Here is a 13,866-nt window from a genome sequence, read left to right as displayed (position 1 = left end):
CTACCTTTAAGGTATTAAATAAAGGACAACATAAATCTTCTGCCGTTAATCCTACGCCCCAAGATACAGTAGATGTGATCATTTTGAATCAGACCGAAATTTACACAAATACATTGGTATCTTCAGTAGGAAATTCTAAGGTCTAAAGAGTTTAAACCGACAATCAACGAACTTCACAATGAACTCCATCAAGGATGGTAGTTAGCTTGCAATCTGCTAAGAAAGAGAGAACCTTGTTTGTCCTAACCCTATTTATTGTTTCCTTTTTTTCATATAGTGCTTAATTAAATCAACAACAAAAACCATAGTCACCAAGTAAACAGACAGCCAAAAAGCTTTAACATAGTCTCCATAGTCGATGTAGAAGTAAGCTACTACAAAGTTGGTTATGAAAAAAATCAAATATGTCAACATCTAATCATCTCTTCTCAGAACCAGGGACATTTTCGCTTTTCAGTGTAATGTCTGGACTTGTAGATACAGCAGACATGAACAAACTGCAACTAAGAAGTAAGGTCAAAGATGCAATAGATACTTTTTCACCTCCTTATATATCCCATAATAGGGTATATTTTGATAAATTTTAAATATTGATCTTAATTTAACATGTAGTCAAATGCCTGTCTATTGAATATTGATGCAATAAAAAATAATTTTAGGAGTTTTGTTCTCGAAATGTCGAATACTGTAAATCAACTATTTTATGGGAGGTCTTGTATTTGATTATAAAGAGAATTTTTCTGGGTATTTATTTGATCGTAATCACAATTTTAGGTGTATTAAAAGTTCCAGTGACAGTAGTTTGGGGCAGAGAAATGAAGTATGAATCCAAGGAGTACGTTCCTCTGTGGGAGCTGCAAAGCGAACAAAAGGTCGGTGAGTTCTTTGAATTTTATCAATTGGATTATTTCAGGTTGCTGTTTGAATTGGGTATCGCTACACTTATTGTTTATGTGCTGTATTTAGTTTTCAAACCTGATACAGAATAAAAAAAAGGATGCGTTTTCGAGGCATCCTTAATTTCTAATAACAGCCAGCGCCCATCCTATCTTTATTAGACTCATCGGATGGAATTTCCACATTTTCCAATCGATTTTTCAAACAATTATTCAATTTAGAGCTGTAATTGTAAGAAGGAGAAGTATTGCCATGTACCCGAATGAATCGCCGAAATGACAATCTCCTCACCAAATGAAAGAGGGCAGGCTCCCTACCATGTATAAAAAAGAACCAAGTTCACTAGTTCTACTTGATCCTTACAAATCGCTTACAAACTCTGTGGTAAAACACATTTCATCTCGCTAAACTTCTATAAATTTGTTTGGCTATTTCCTTCTTGTTAGAGATTAAAGCGATTCCAAAAATCGTTGTTGAATACGGTTTAGCTCCTATAAGAACATGTCTATTAGCATTACGGTTCCAAAAGCAAGGAAAGAAAGCAACGTTTCAAGCACCGTCAGGTTTAAAACGTTTCTTTGACCGATAGAGTTCTGTATAACCACTTTTCTCTAACTAACTCATTATTTCGACTTTCTACAGCCCTTGAAATTGAAAAGGTGAGCTTGCTTTAGCTCACCTTCCTAACTAACATATGTTTTAGAAGTCCGAATTCGTACGAGTACGTCTCAAAGTCCCCCTTGATATACCAAGTTAGTCCTGTCTCCTTGCAATTCGATTCGTGGGAACTAGTCCTTCTTTTTACTGCTTTTATCCTTTCGAACCAACAAAAATAGTGCTGAGGAAACGAACAACAACCGTGAAATTCTAATCGCCAGATTGAACCCCTCACCACCTAAATTACTTATACCAAACAAAATATCAAGTACGGATACTAAACCTGTAATAATAAATATAATCAGTGCCAGTATATACACGTTTAGTTCCTCCTTTATTTGCCTTACAACAGAAAGAAGACAATAGCTCTAGCTGCAATTTCCGCCAACCATTTAGGCAATCCCATATATTCAAAAGCATATGTGAGTCCATCCTCTGCTATGCCCGTAAAGTTAAGCATAACATCTAAAGCTTCCATTAACACTTGATAACCAAGATAATATTTAAGTTTATCTTTTGCTCCTTCGCTCAATAACGGGATTTTATTCACGTAGTTAGCTATCTGCTCATTCCAAGCCCGAGATCCAACATTCTTGAGTTTTTTGATCAAATCTTTTGCTATTTCTTTTGCAGCTTTACTTTTCCATCCCAACGTGCTTGCTTCACCAGAAGCCTCAACTATTCCAAGATTCGTACCTACGGTTCTGAAAAGATCTACGTAGTCAACTTGTCTCAGTTCCAATTCAATTCTATCAAGTTCTGAAAGATTAGAGTTGTCAAACGAGCTTGGAGTGGTGGCTGTAGGAACAACATTAGCAAATACAGGTGATGTCACAGAGAAAATAATTGCCGTAGACAGTGTTGTGGCCAGAAGACGTTTCACACTAGGTTTCATTGCTGCACTTCCTCCTATTCATAATTTATCACATTATACCCAGATAATGTAACTAATCTAGTTATATAGCACATTAATTCCATTGTCAACCATTTATTTGATATAATTACTCTCTATCAAATTTTCAATCTTATGTATTAAACTAAGAAAATGGCAGTGATTGTATCAGAACTTTAACACTAAATGTTTACTGTAAATATTTTATTTCGGTAGCATATAGGATCTGCTTCCTATCTAATAACATGTATTCTCGATGAGGCTCCATACATTATGTTCTCTTCTCACTGAATATGCTTAAGGCATTTTCGTACATTTGCTGATCGATTTGAAACTTTTCCGTAACCCATTCTCTCAGCTCGTCAGGGTTTAGATGTCTTTCCACCTTCTCATGCTGAAAATTTTGCTTTAGCACATTATCGTTCAACGAAGTCGGAATTCCATTGATGTAGCCGAAAATTTGAATGTTTTGCAGCATAGGCGATGTATCCCAATTGTTCGCATTCCTAATCAGCGGAGTCATTTTTTCTAATGCTATCGGATTGGGATCAAGGGTTTTAGTAGGTCCGGGGTTTCGAATAATCTGAATTTCATTCTGAGATACCTGATAGGTAAAGACTTCCCTTACATTTTTCACTTGAAAAGATTGATACAGCGGGTATGCCTGAAATAGCGGAGCACAATACCCGACATCTACATAGTAAGGTTGATCGAGATCCACGCGCAAACACAAGTGGCCAGGGTCCATGTACATATAAGAAACGGAAGATCCAAGCCGGGATAGCAGCCAATGAAACCCTATTGCATTTGTCCAGCATGTTCCTCCCATCCCTTTGTTCACGATGCGCTCGATGTACGTATCAATAGAAGGGAGGTAGTTTCCTGTTCGATTTCCTTTTTCCCAATCTAGTATTTTCGTCAGCGTTTCCCATCTTACTCTCTCTTGATGCCTCTGAATAAGTTCATTGAGAAACGCCAAGCTTATAGGCTGCTTTTCAACCGACAGAAAATGAAGAAACCGAGCAACTAACGCTTCATATTCCATAGTGAACTCCTTTCATATGCTTTCGCGATATTTATCCCATTGAACAAGGCGTCTTTCCTATATTTATTATCTCCCTCATCGCTTGTAATTTCCATATTTTCCAGTCTATATTTCAAAATATAATCTAATTAGAGCTGCAGTTGTAAGAGCGATATTCCCATGTACCCGATGATGGTCGACATTCTAAGCATTCATCTGTTGTGAGCTCCAATACTTCTTTAAGACGACAAATAAGCCACCAAAATGGCGGCTTACTATGTTTGCACTTGATTTCTGTTTGGAAACTTTACGCACTCAGGTTGAACCGTTTGACTGTTATTTAAATACACTATCAGGAACGTAATAAACTTTCTGCGTATTCTTCTTATCTACAGGATCCACAACGATTGTAAAATATACGTTGCCGTTTTTGGTCTGTACTCCCTCGATTTCATGAGTACCCACATTCGTAATTTTCACGAGGGTTTTGTACGCTCCCGTGTTTGTCATCATCGCAATCTGCGGGGTTTGACCTTCTGCTCCGCCTGATGTATATATTTCTGTGCTATCGAGCATATCAGCCCCCTGGAAAGACCCGTTCGGTCTGACTATACCATCGCCCGACTGCGTAAAACTGGTCACACATGCGCTTTTCGCCGCCGCACTATCCATACGAACCTGTTCGTTGCTATCAAGAAGTTTATTCAATGCCACTGTGTCATAAATCGACCAAGTTACTGTACCCTCTTTCGTTTGTACCCGGAAAAACGTATATTTACTATTGCCGCCCCCATCAACACGATAGGTCTCCCCTAGTTTTGCACCCGTTTTATTCACATAATTCATGTAGGTGAATCGATGGAGAGCCGTATAATCAACTGTCGTACCGGCAGCGTATGTAAGTCTTGCCACCTGGAGGGACCAGTAATTTGATGTTGAAGGATCCGCCTTTGAACTGAAATAGAAATAATTGATACCGTTGTATGCATACATATCGAGGGTCTGACAATGTCCAGTGTTGGTAACGGTCATTTCATCCATGTATGTAGCGTTATTTCCGTTTATGAGCAATCGTGAAAGATAGCATGTTCCCCCAGACCGCTGAGTTACGTAAAGATACTTATCTGCGATGTAAGCTTTCTGCACAGCCACATTGTGATTCAGTCCTTTAAGATTGTAAGCGAGTGTTGCCGATGCGTTTACCGTTTTCCCAGGAGTAGCCGCAAAAGCGGGAAAAACAGACATTCCAAAAATAAGAATGGCGAGAACAACAGGTGTGAACATTCTCAACTGTTTTTTCAGAAGATCCAAAGCTTGAACTTGCAACATACGGATACCTCCATTAAGAAAAATAGAATTGGACAAGATACCATAACATGCAATCGATCGTTTGAGACGACCTTACTCGATTACGAACTAAATCATATGGGGAATGCAAGTAATTTAGAACAATGAATTTCTGAGCTTCCGCTTCAAACAAACTATGGAGTGAATCCCTTTGTAAGCTTTGGAGGTTGGCAAGTGTCTTGGCACTTTTGGCTGCAAAATTGAGCATTTTTCACTTGCAAAAAAGAACGGTAACCTACAGATCCAAGATCGTTAATAACTGACATCCCCTTACGATTAGACTCGAATAAATCCTCTAATCCATATGCCGCGCAAAAGTCCAATTGATTATCCTCATCCAATCTGACGCCGATTGCAGTAGCCGTTTCCGGCCACCTACGCAATGCATCGAGCATGGACTCTATCATTGCTTCATGCTCGTACAAGCATTGCTTTAACTTGGACTCTAGCAACCACTCTTCTTCTCATGAATTTGGGTTGATTTCCATTGCTGTTCAAGACTTGAAGTCAACTGAATCACCCTACTCTCTAATGCTGGATCGTTATACCTACATCACCTCATACCTTCGTAGCAGAACATCATTATTATCCAAAATTTTCATCAAAGTGACAACATCATTTTTTCACCTGAGCTTATGGATAGGCCGTCCCAATCGTGCATGATTAAAAAACGTTTGAGCGTCATACAAAATTATGCACTTCGTGGGATACAAATGAATGATGATCCTATGAATAATCATAATAGAGGCTATCCACACCGCTTGCTTCGACAGCAATCATCGAGAATCGTGCAATAATTCATAGAGAAAGGTGCTTCATTTGTTCAACACATGTACACGCTTGATTGCCTTGTGCGTTGCCGGAATCATGCTAACGCTCGGGTTACAGGGCATGATAAATCCAGCAACTGCCGAGCCGTCCCAACCGCGGGCTACCGTGGAATGTTTTATAGTAGTTGTCTTGCCCAATCTAGGCTTTCCTGTGAGTAAGAATGCTTTTTTCGAATTCTGATGTCCCCCGTCAAATCTTGACAACAGCTTATCATTAGGTGTATTCAAACCCCATGTTTCATATGGGATAGAGTTTACTGCATTTAATGCATCAAGTATGTGCGCAACCTTAACGGGATAATTATTCCTATAATTTCATCGATTGTTATATACGAATCATTATAAAGCGCAGCTTTTTCACAAAGCCTCCTTATTTTCTCGAGTTGAATTTCTTTTAGCCGCTCATAATTTCAAGCTGAATAATATCAAATCCAAAAACAGAAAAAAAATGCTTATGTACATTGTTACACAAGAAGAATGATAAGGCCATTTTTCTGAATTACTAAATTTAAAGTTCATTGTCAAACTGTACATCTAACAAAATAACTGATTTATAAGCAGATAAAACTCGTTTTGCTTAGTCATTTGATTTCCCTCACCAAAAGGTTTGTGCTGGAAGTGAAAATATAGAGTGGAAATCTTATGCGGATTTTTGGATATTTACAGAACAAATCATTGTGTAGCATATACTTTGGGATACTCGCGTATCGCTAAATAACTGCTGTATATAAAAGAAAAGCGAGAAGACTTACGCCCGGTCAATGCCACATTCGTGCAGCCGTGCGTGTCATTCTCGCCTGTCTCAACAATACAAATATAGCATGTTAGAATTATCAATAAAAGTCAAAAGAGCACAGATTCTACAGGGTCGGCTTTCTGGGAAATCGGACGAAAATCGTCATCCACATAGAAAAATGACTGTGGAGCTGTAAATGGGAAATCAAAGTCTTTAGGATCTATAGGCTCGTCATAACGCTCCACTTCACCAATTTTTATGGCATAAGCACTATCTTTATTATTAAAATACTGTTTGAAAAAATTATGAGTTATTCCAGAGTAACGATTTGTTATTTCCCAAATTCTCTCAGGATCATTAATTAATATCTTATCGATACTGAACTCTCCTACGATTTTTCCTTCGGGCATTGTGGAATAGATTACTACAGAGTCTACTTTTTGCTTGAAAATAATTTTTCTATACTCATACCTTTTCTCTTCACTAAAAATCTTCTCCACAAACTCCGGTTTAATCGATAATAATACTTTCACTTACTCCACCTTCTTTAAGAATTTGAGTAAACTGATTATCATTCAATGGAATAAAAGACCAACGTAATCTACGTCCTTTATCTATACCTATCTCTTCAATCAGCTTCCTTCTGATAAGTCTTTTGCTAAGAGCTGCATTGTATGTCATTTTAATAGTATAACAACCACCTTTATCATACCAGTGCCTCAAGTCATCTTTGTCAAAAACGCTATAGGTACTAGCATAAGAGTAAAAACTTTCAAAATCTATAAATTCAGTTTGCTTTTTAACTTCTTCTACAACACATATCGAGGTTGCTACTGATGAAAATTCTGCAACTTGGCCAGGTGTCGCTGTTCTGTACATAACTAAAATGTCTCCTCGAGAGGTTCTATTAACTGGCATTGTTGTAACATAAATTTTATGGATACTATTGGTAAAGGATACATCCTCCAGTATATCGACACTTTCATTTCTTAAGATAGAATCAGGAAACATAATTGAATGATATTGTGGATATATTGCCAATAAATATTTATCCTTCCCACTTACATTAATCATAGGATAGTCCTTAAGAATATCATTTTGAGAATCTTTCAAATTTTTTACTAAAACTAGTTCTGTCCCGTTCCATGTGGTCTTAGTGCCATAATCGTAAAAACCATATTTCCTCAATAACCTTATTAATCCACTGGTTTCTTCTTTATCAAATATTGTTACATAACAATATTCAACCTTATTAATTAAAGCATAATCGAGTGCTTTTTTAATAAATCGCTCTCCCAATCTTGTTCCATGAGGATTAATCTTAAAAGTGCCAATTTTGAGAGCAGATGAACAGTCTAAAATAGGTTCAATATCCTCAACTGATCCATCTTCGCACTTAAAATAAAGAAAACCCTCAACCAGTTCATTCTCATAGAATAGGTAAGCTTCAGAATTACATTTCCTGTTGAACCATTCTTCAAATTCTTTGTAATCTACTTTGAGAGAGTAAAAAAAGGGGGCGTTTAAGTCAATATCACTAAAGCGCTTTTTAACTAAATAGTCGTTCATAAATGAATCCTCCTAAATATAGATGTTATCATTAATAAAATTGTATAAATTCTTGCGATCATCTCTGCTTTTATGTATGAGTAGCGGAACTTTTGATATTTTTGACAGTTGTTTAGCGTATGAAATTTCTTCTGATTGGAAATTATCAAGCATTTCTATAGAGTACTCTATATTATCTCGAGCTTTGAGACGTGCACGAATTTTTTCTGGTTCATCAGTAATTACCAAAAAGCAAGCAACCTCCATTCGCTCAAAAGTTTCCGTTGGTACTCCCTCTATTTCTCCTTCTCTATTAAGTATGCAAAAATGCCCGTCTAAAAGTAATGAGGGAGTATCTATCATCAAGTTATTAATCGCCATAATTAATGCAGCCTGATTCGCCTTCACGTCCGTTACGTTCTTAAGCGCACTCATTTCCTCTTCTTTTTGTTTCCGGATAAGTTGACTTGCAGAGAAATGTGGCAGGTCGATTTCTTTACAAATTTCTTTACACAAATATGTCTTTCCAACCCCGTGAATTCCTCCAACAAATATTATCTTTCTCAAAATGAGCCCTCCTTGATGCTAGTTTTGGTTTACAAAGATGTTATTAAAAACATAAGGCTTTTTTCCTCCCATCCGGATCGAGAGCTAATGATCCTTAGCATATATTGTAATGAAGTGCCAAGCTACCTTGAATTTCCTCTCATATTCTTATTTCTATTTACAATTTCAATTGTGAAACAAGCAAATACCGAACCAATTAAATATGGTAATGAGATCCATTTTACAATTGAATCAATAAGTTCTTTAATTTCAAAAGTAGTAATAATATTAAGTTTATAAATTTGATTAAGTCTTGGTGTAACAAGTTCTGCTAGATAATCTGAGATGAAAAAACAATACGAGATCGTCGAAAATACTGCCAATAACAAATAAACAGCTACTTTTACTTCATCAAATCTATTACTAGGAGTCCAATATATAAAAAAGTTAATTAACAAGATACAAAAAAGAATGACCATCCATTTTGAAACAGAATCTGAGATAAAGATTCTCTCATTAGTAATTTCAAATAAAAACCTTCCGATGAAACTATAAACGAATAAGGATATAATTGGCATCATTAGGAACAACAAAAAATAAAAAAACCAATGCCTTATCCATCTAACAAATAGATACCTCATTCCATAATACATAGTATAGAAAAATGGAATGATGAATAAATTAATACTGTTAGGTATCAATTGAATTAAGTGAATAGAAATTAACATCGTAAAAAAAGTTACGGCAAACCACCAGCCAAGCATTCGATAAAAATACTCTTCACTCCCACGTTCGAATAGGAGAATTTCTTTAATAACTCCCAACATTACCAAGACTACAACTAATATTATCCCCAGCTTAATCGACTGTGAAAATAAATTAGTATATTGAATCAACGAAAACGAAATAAGAAAAAGTAAACCAAAGACAAAATATATATCTTGAAACATATGGGTTGAAATTTTCCTTTGGTTCCATGTAATTATTCGTGTAGTAGAGCTAACAAAAAATCTAATTAATATCATGAATATACTATATATGACATCCTTCAAAGTTCCGTCCCCTTTTTCGGTATCTCAGATAAACAATAAATTTGCAAACTCCTTAAACATCCCTTACCAATTATCTATCCTATAGGCGGATATTTCCATGTAATTTATACCATTTGTTCTATCTATCTATTAAAATCATTTTTTTCACCCTAAAAAAGTTCCAATGACCTATTCCTAAAACAAAAGACACGCCAGTAGCTAGGGATATTCCCCTAACAACTAGCGTGTCTTTTGACTCACTTATAATTCTAACCTTTTATCTTCTCTTTGTACTTTCTCTATATCTGTATCTTTAATCTTTTATATCTAAACTGAAGCGATAGCATCAGTTCATCCCACTCCCTTACTTCTGATCGCTAATCCCAACAACGCCTGTTGGGTCTACACCGAACTTGGCGCCGAAGACGTCTTGCATGGAGTCGAGTGGTATGAAGAGCTTGCCGTTCTTCACGACTGGTGCTTCCTTTAGCTCGACGAACATTTTAGCAACAGAGGCTCTCTTGTCGCCTTCTTTCAGTGCAATCCATCTCGCTCCGCGCATGAACTCGTATGCGCCAGTCTTATCGTTCTTCTCGACTTTGTAGCCAAGCGCCTTGCCGATCTCTTCGATTGGCACCATGACATTGTGTTCAGTCGTGAATACTTCTTTCGATATCTCGCCGAGGCCTTCACCGTTTACGACAAGTACCCAGTGCATGCCGCCGAAGGAATCCTGTGGAGTTTGGTTTGGATCTTCTTTCCCTTCCGTTCCCTCACTAATACCGATTACGCCAGTCGGGTCGATGCCGAACTTCACGCCGAATACGTCGCCAAGGGAGTCAACCGGCATGTACAGCTTGCCGTTCTTTACAGCTGCTGCTTCCTTCAGCTCGACGAGCATTTTGCCTACTGAGGCTTTCGTGTCGCCTTCCTTCAGTGCAATCCACTTGGCAGCGCGGGAGAACTCGTATGCGCCAGTCTTCTCGTTCTTCTCTACTTTGTAGCCGAGCGCCTTGCCGATTTCTTCGACTGGGACCATCACGTTGTGCTCGGTCGTGTACACATCCTTCTTGTCCACGCCAAGGCCTTCGCCATTTACGACAATGACCCAATGCATGCCGTCGAAGGAGTCTTGTGGATCTTGGCGTTCAATCTCGATGAGACCGTTGGCATCTATCGTCACACCTGCATGAAGCACATTGGAGACGAACTGCAGCGGTACATACAACGTCTGTTCCTTGAGCAATGCTGCTTTTCCAAGATGCAGAATGTCCTCCGCTTGACGGTATTCATCTTTGTTCAGCATAGCCGTCACCATCTTGTCGCCTTTTACCGCGGTGGACGATTTCTCTGCCTGATTCCATGTGAGCTTGTAGCCAAGTCCTTCGGTTACCGCACGGAATGGTACAAGGATGTGATTTCCATCTACCATCACTTGTCCGGACGCTTTTTTGCCGTTAATCGTAACCGACTCTTGTGCGCCGACGTTATGTACCCATGTTGTATCCAGAGAAGCGCTAAGTTTTATCCCTACAATATCGCCCTTCTCGTTATATACGAACTGCTTCACATATTTGTCGTAGAAATTCGTGCCCAAGTCTTTCACTTCCATGTTCGTTGTCACAGCCTTCGTGTCGACTGGTTGTATCGCCGGGGCTGCATACGCTTGTGCACCCATCAATCCAAGAGCTAATGCTACGGTAGTTGCAATGGTTGTCTTCTTCATAGGTGTCTACTTCCTCTCGAATGGTTCGTTGTGTGGTGACGCATTGCGCAATGATATCTCAGCTGATTCACACACTCAGACGGGGCACTCGATCGAAAGGTTGCACAGAAGGTTATCTCCATTTTTTACTAACCAATTTATTCATACCCACATATATACATGTACTAGACCATGGTTCATCCTAGCGAATTAAGTCAACATGCCTGTCATCGCCCAAATCCAAATTCCAACGAATCCTAGCACAATCCCGATTAAAAACAACATAAACAACTCCGAACCTAAAAACCTTTTCACCATGCTCCCGACCAAGGCCACGATCCCGATAACACAACCGATAAACAACACGATCATGAACGGACGAGTCAAAAACATATCCTGAACGGAGGGCTGCAGCAGCAAATAATAACTTCCCCCACCGAACAGTACTCCCACTGCGAAAAGGAACGCCAGCAGTACACAAACCGTTGATTTTCTCATGGCCGCTACTCTCTACTTATCCTGGCTAGGCCAGCTCTTCTTGGGCAATTTCCGTCTTGCGTCCGCGCGAGTTCACGATTGTGATGCTGATCGCGTCGTATCCATTGCGCTTCGCCTCATCGAAGTCGCACTTCTCCCCGCTTATCAGCTCCAGCTTCCCGTCCTCATCCACTTCTTCTTCGAATTCGTCGTCCCAGTCGACATTATAATAGACGGTTACGAATACTTCGAATAGATCCTCTCCGTCCCCATCTACATAAGGAAGCAGCGGCTTCCGTTCATTATGCTGCTCCGCAGTGAACGTATCGCACAGCATCGCATCATATCCATGCTTGCATCCATCGAACAGCACGTAGCGCTTCCCTGTTGCTGGATCTTCAGCAAGAATGAGCGGTGGTGCAAAATCCGTCGACGCGATCAGATCATCGATAAGCTCTCCATAATAGAAAATATGGAACTTCCTCGCTCCACCATCAATAGCGAGCCTTCCTGTCCATTCTACTTCGTGCCATGCCGCAGGCTTCTCTGGGATTGCAATACCGTCCAAATAAGCAGGCCCTTGTCTGCATTCATTCTGATTCGTCACTATCATCACGTCCTGTCTCGTGTCATCACGATCGTTACAATACGATTATCATCGTCAACTTTTAGCTTGACCGTAATATCCAATTTATCCTTGAACAGCTTCGTCACGTTCATGTAACGATCGACGGCCTCCGTAGTTCCCCCACCTGCCGATGTCCGCGACATGCCAGCATGAATAATATCCTTCACATAATCCGTATCCATGGGAGCAGACGGATCATAGGTATATACATGATTTCCTTTATCATCGAAAAATTCATACATATTCGTATAGTCATTGGCATTTTCAAACTTCGGAACTGTTTTGATATATGCATGTACACGCTCGTTATCATACTGAACTTTTCCGTCTAAAAAGGGATTCTCCTCAGAGGACTTCACCTCATATTGGCCATAGGCCAGCATAAACAATTCATCCAAGTCTCCCGTATCTACCCGATAATAGAAATGCCGCTCTTCTCCCTTCTTATCCATTGCGGAATTATAGTTAAGAAGAGGCCATGCATTATACCTTTTGCCGTCCTTCTCAATCGCTAACGCATACTTGCTTAAGACGACCTCGCCTTGGAACACACCAAATGTACGGCCAATAAAGTAAGCAGGAATGCTCAGAATAACAATAATGACTAGCGCAATGGTCAATTTAAGCTTGAGTTTGCTCATGATGCCTCCTTATCCAATTACATATCTATACGCTGCAGCTTATGTAGCAGCTTCACGATAGCTTCTCGGTTCTTCGCTTCTTTCATATATTTGGGCAGCGAGTGTGAAGCCGTGCGCTTGATGACAGCAGCTGGCTTCTCACGCAGTTCTGCCGATATGTAGCTGATCAAATAATTCAGATGCTCTCGGTTGGCCGCCCATACCGGTTTCCCACGGAAATAATCCAAGTAGTACAGCTCCAATTGAAAGATCGGATCCCGTTCATTTCGAAAATCCAAATAGCAGCCTGAATAGGCCACAATCTTACGTATAGCCACTTGATTCACAGCTGAGCAATGCGGGCATGCGATACGCACTGCCTTATGGGTCTGCTGCTTGTGATCGGTAACCTCTTCATTGAACCATCTCTCGCACACCGTGCACACGCCGCTGGCTGTATAACGATAATCTTCGGGTTCCTTCTCCTTATGAAAGCATGCCGTGCAGTTCACTACGACTCCCTGCTCCCCTTGGGAGATGTAGGCCAAGCCAGTGCATTTCGGGCACTTCACGGCAACCTGCTCATTCCGACGCAATATCGCATAAAATCCAAAAGGAAGGCCAAGGGGGTCTATAAAGCGCTCCATGTTGTCGTTCTCCTCCCGCATTTTTACCAAATCATTACCAAGTATAGGTATTATACGATAAACAATCAATGGACTACCTGATTATCATTACAGGTCTTACGTCCCATTTCTATTCGATTACTCACAACTAGCTGCCCATACCGACACATGCAGCATTTCATTTGCTAAATCTACTCATAAAAGCGAATCTTATAACCTACTGCTATTCAGGCCGGACATAGGCGTATCAGGGATCGCAATAAGGGTGATTTACAAAATATACAAGTCTATTTGATTTTCCA

Annotated in this window: 14 protein-coding genes; 1 reads left to right on the top strand and 13 read right to left on the bottom strand. The window is 39.5% G+C overall.

Annotation, left to right across the window (positions count from 1 at the left end; genetic code table 11):
• The first annotated feature begins 719 nt into the window (after positions 1-719).
• The gene (locus BLS15_RS16280; RefSeq protein ID WP_021252709.1) at positions 720-989 is read left to right on the top strand and encodes a hypothetical protein; all 270 of its coding nucleotides are present in this window, start codon (positions 720-722) and stop codon (positions 987-989) included.
• Positions 990-1,685: 696 nt separating this feature from the next.
• On the opposite strand, the gene BLS15_RS16275 is transcribed toward BLS15_RS16280, so the two are convergent.
• The 13 genes from BLS15_RS16275 to BLS15_RS16205 form a co-directional block, all read right to left on the bottom strand.
• Positions 1,686-1,874 carry a hypothetical protein gene (locus BLS15_RS16275; protein WP_021258673.1) on the bottom strand — a complete coding sequence of 63 codons (189 nt, stop codon included), beginning with the start codon at positions 1,872-1,874 and terminating at the stop codon, positions 1,686-1,688.
• Positions 1,875-1,897: 23 nt separating this feature from the next.
• Complete coding sequence (locus BLS15_RS16270; protein WP_090512577.1) at positions 1,898-2,449, bottom strand: hypothetical protein; 552 nt, start codon at positions 2,447-2,449, stop codon at positions 1,898-1,900.
• 268 nt (positions 2,450-2,717) lie between these two features.
• Positions 2,718-3,491, bottom strand: a complete 774-nt coding sequence (locus BLS15_RS16265; protein WP_090512572.1) for an arylamine N-acetyltransferase — start codon at positions 3,489-3,491, stop codon at positions 2,718-2,720.
• A gap of 315 nt (positions 3,492-3,806) precedes the next feature.
• Positions 3,807-4,799, bottom strand: a complete 993-nt coding sequence (locus tag BLS15_RS16260; protein ID WP_090512567.1) for a helveticin J family class III bacteriocin — start codon at positions 4,797-4,799, stop codon at positions 3,807-3,809.
• Positions 4,800-4,951: 152 nt separating this feature from the next.
• Positions 4,952-5,269: a nucleotidyltransferase family protein gene (locus BLS15_RS16255; protein ID WP_254777356.1), complete on the bottom strand. Its 318-nt coding sequence runs from the start codon at positions 5,267-5,269 to the stop codon at positions 4,952-4,954.
• 1,221 nt (positions 5,270-6,490) lie between these two features.
• On the bottom strand, positions 6,491-6,916 hold the full coding sequence (locus tag BLS15_RS16245) for an ASCH domain-containing protein (RefSeq protein ID WP_090512564.1): 426 nt from the start codon (positions 6,914-6,916) through the stop codon (positions 6,491-6,493).
• Positions 6,894-7,952: an N-acetyltransferase gene (locus BLS15_RS16240; protein ID WP_090512561.1), complete on the bottom strand. Its 1,059-nt coding sequence runs from the start codon at positions 7,950-7,952 to the stop codon at positions 6,894-6,896. Before BLS15_RS16240 ends, BLS15_RS16245 begins: the two co-directional genes overlap by 23 nt.
• Before the next feature lie 12 nt (positions 7,953-7,964).
• Positions 7,965-8,498 carry an ATP-binding protein gene (locus BLS15_RS16235; protein WP_175460788.1) on the bottom strand — a complete coding sequence of 178 codons (534 nt, stop codon included), beginning with the start codon at positions 8,496-8,498 and terminating at the stop codon, positions 7,965-7,967.
• 1,374 nt (positions 8,499-9,872) lie between these two features.
• Positions 9,873-11,234, bottom strand: a complete 1,362-nt coding sequence (locus tag BLS15_RS16225) for a stalk domain-containing protein (protein WP_139170673.1) — start codon at positions 11,232-11,234, stop codon at positions 9,873-9,875.
• A 189-nt stretch (positions 11,235-11,423) separates the two neighbouring features.
• Complete coding sequence (locus tag BLS15_RS16220; protein WP_090512548.1) at positions 11,424-11,711, bottom strand: hypothetical protein; 288 nt, start codon at positions 11,709-11,711, stop codon at positions 11,424-11,426.
• Between the two features lie 25 nt (positions 11,712-11,736).
• Positions 11,737-12,303: a hypothetical protein gene (locus tag BLS15_RS16215; RefSeq protein WP_090512543.1), complete on the bottom strand. Its 567-nt coding sequence runs from the start codon at positions 12,301-12,303 to the stop codon at positions 11,737-11,739.
• Positions 12,303-12,959, bottom strand: a complete 657-nt coding sequence (locus BLS15_RS16210; protein ID WP_090512538.1) for a hypothetical protein — start codon at positions 12,957-12,959, stop codon at positions 12,303-12,305. Before BLS15_RS16210 ends, BLS15_RS16215 begins: the two co-directional genes overlap by 1 nt.
• Before the next feature lie 17 nt (positions 12,960-12,976).
• Positions 12,977-13,585 carry a hypothetical protein gene (locus tag BLS15_RS16205; RefSeq protein ID WP_090512533.1) on the bottom strand — a complete coding sequence of 203 codons (609 nt, stop codon included), beginning with the start codon at positions 13,583-13,585 and terminating at the stop codon, positions 12,977-12,979.
• Positions 13,586-13,866 lie beyond the last annotated feature (281 nt).

Source organism: Paenibacillus sp. cl6col (assembly GCF_900102125.1).
GTDB classification, from domain to species: domain Bacteria; phylum Bacillota; class Bacilli; order Paenibacillales; family Paenibacillaceae; genus Paenibacillus_B; species Paenibacillus_B suaedae.
Note: the sequence above shows the minus strand (reverse complement) of the source record. Positions and strands in the feature narration are given on the sequence as shown.

Coding starts and splice junctions, on each gene's coding strand:
- BLS15_RS16260 (WP_090512567.1), bottom strand. CDS start 4,799: ATGTTGCAAGTTCAAGCTTTGGATCTTCTGAAAAAACAGTTGAGAATG.
- BLS15_RS16220 (WP_090512548.1), bottom strand. CDS start 11,711: ATGAGAAAATCAACGGTTTGTGTACTGCTGGCGTTCCTTTTCGCAGTG.
- BLS15_RS16210 (WP_090512538.1), bottom strand. CDS start 12,959: ATGAGCAAACTCAAGCTTAAATTGACCATTGCGCTAGTCATTATTGTT.
- BLS15_RS16215 (WP_090512543.1), bottom strand. CDS start 12,303: ATGATAGTGACGAATCAGAATGAATGCAGACAAGGGCCTGCTTATTTG.
- BLS15_RS16265 (WP_090512572.1), bottom strand. CDS start 3,491: ATGGAATATGAAGCGTTAGTTGCTCGGTTTCTTCATTTTCTGTCGGTT.
- BLS15_RS16205 (WP_090512533.1), bottom strand. CDS start 13,585: ATGGAGCGCTTTATAGACCCCCTTGGCCTTCCTTTTGGATTTTATGCG.
- BLS15_RS16240 (WP_090512561.1), bottom strand. CDS start 7,952: ATGAACGACTATTTAGTTAAAAAGCGCTTTAGTGATATTGACTTAAAC.
- BLS15_RS16270 (WP_090512577.1), bottom strand. CDS start 2,449: ATGAAACCTAGTGTGAAACGTCTTCTGGCCACAACACTGTCTACGGCA.
- BLS15_RS16225 (WP_139170673.1), bottom strand. CDS start 11,234: ATGAAGAAGACAACCATTGCAACTACCGTAGCATTAGCTCTTGGATTG.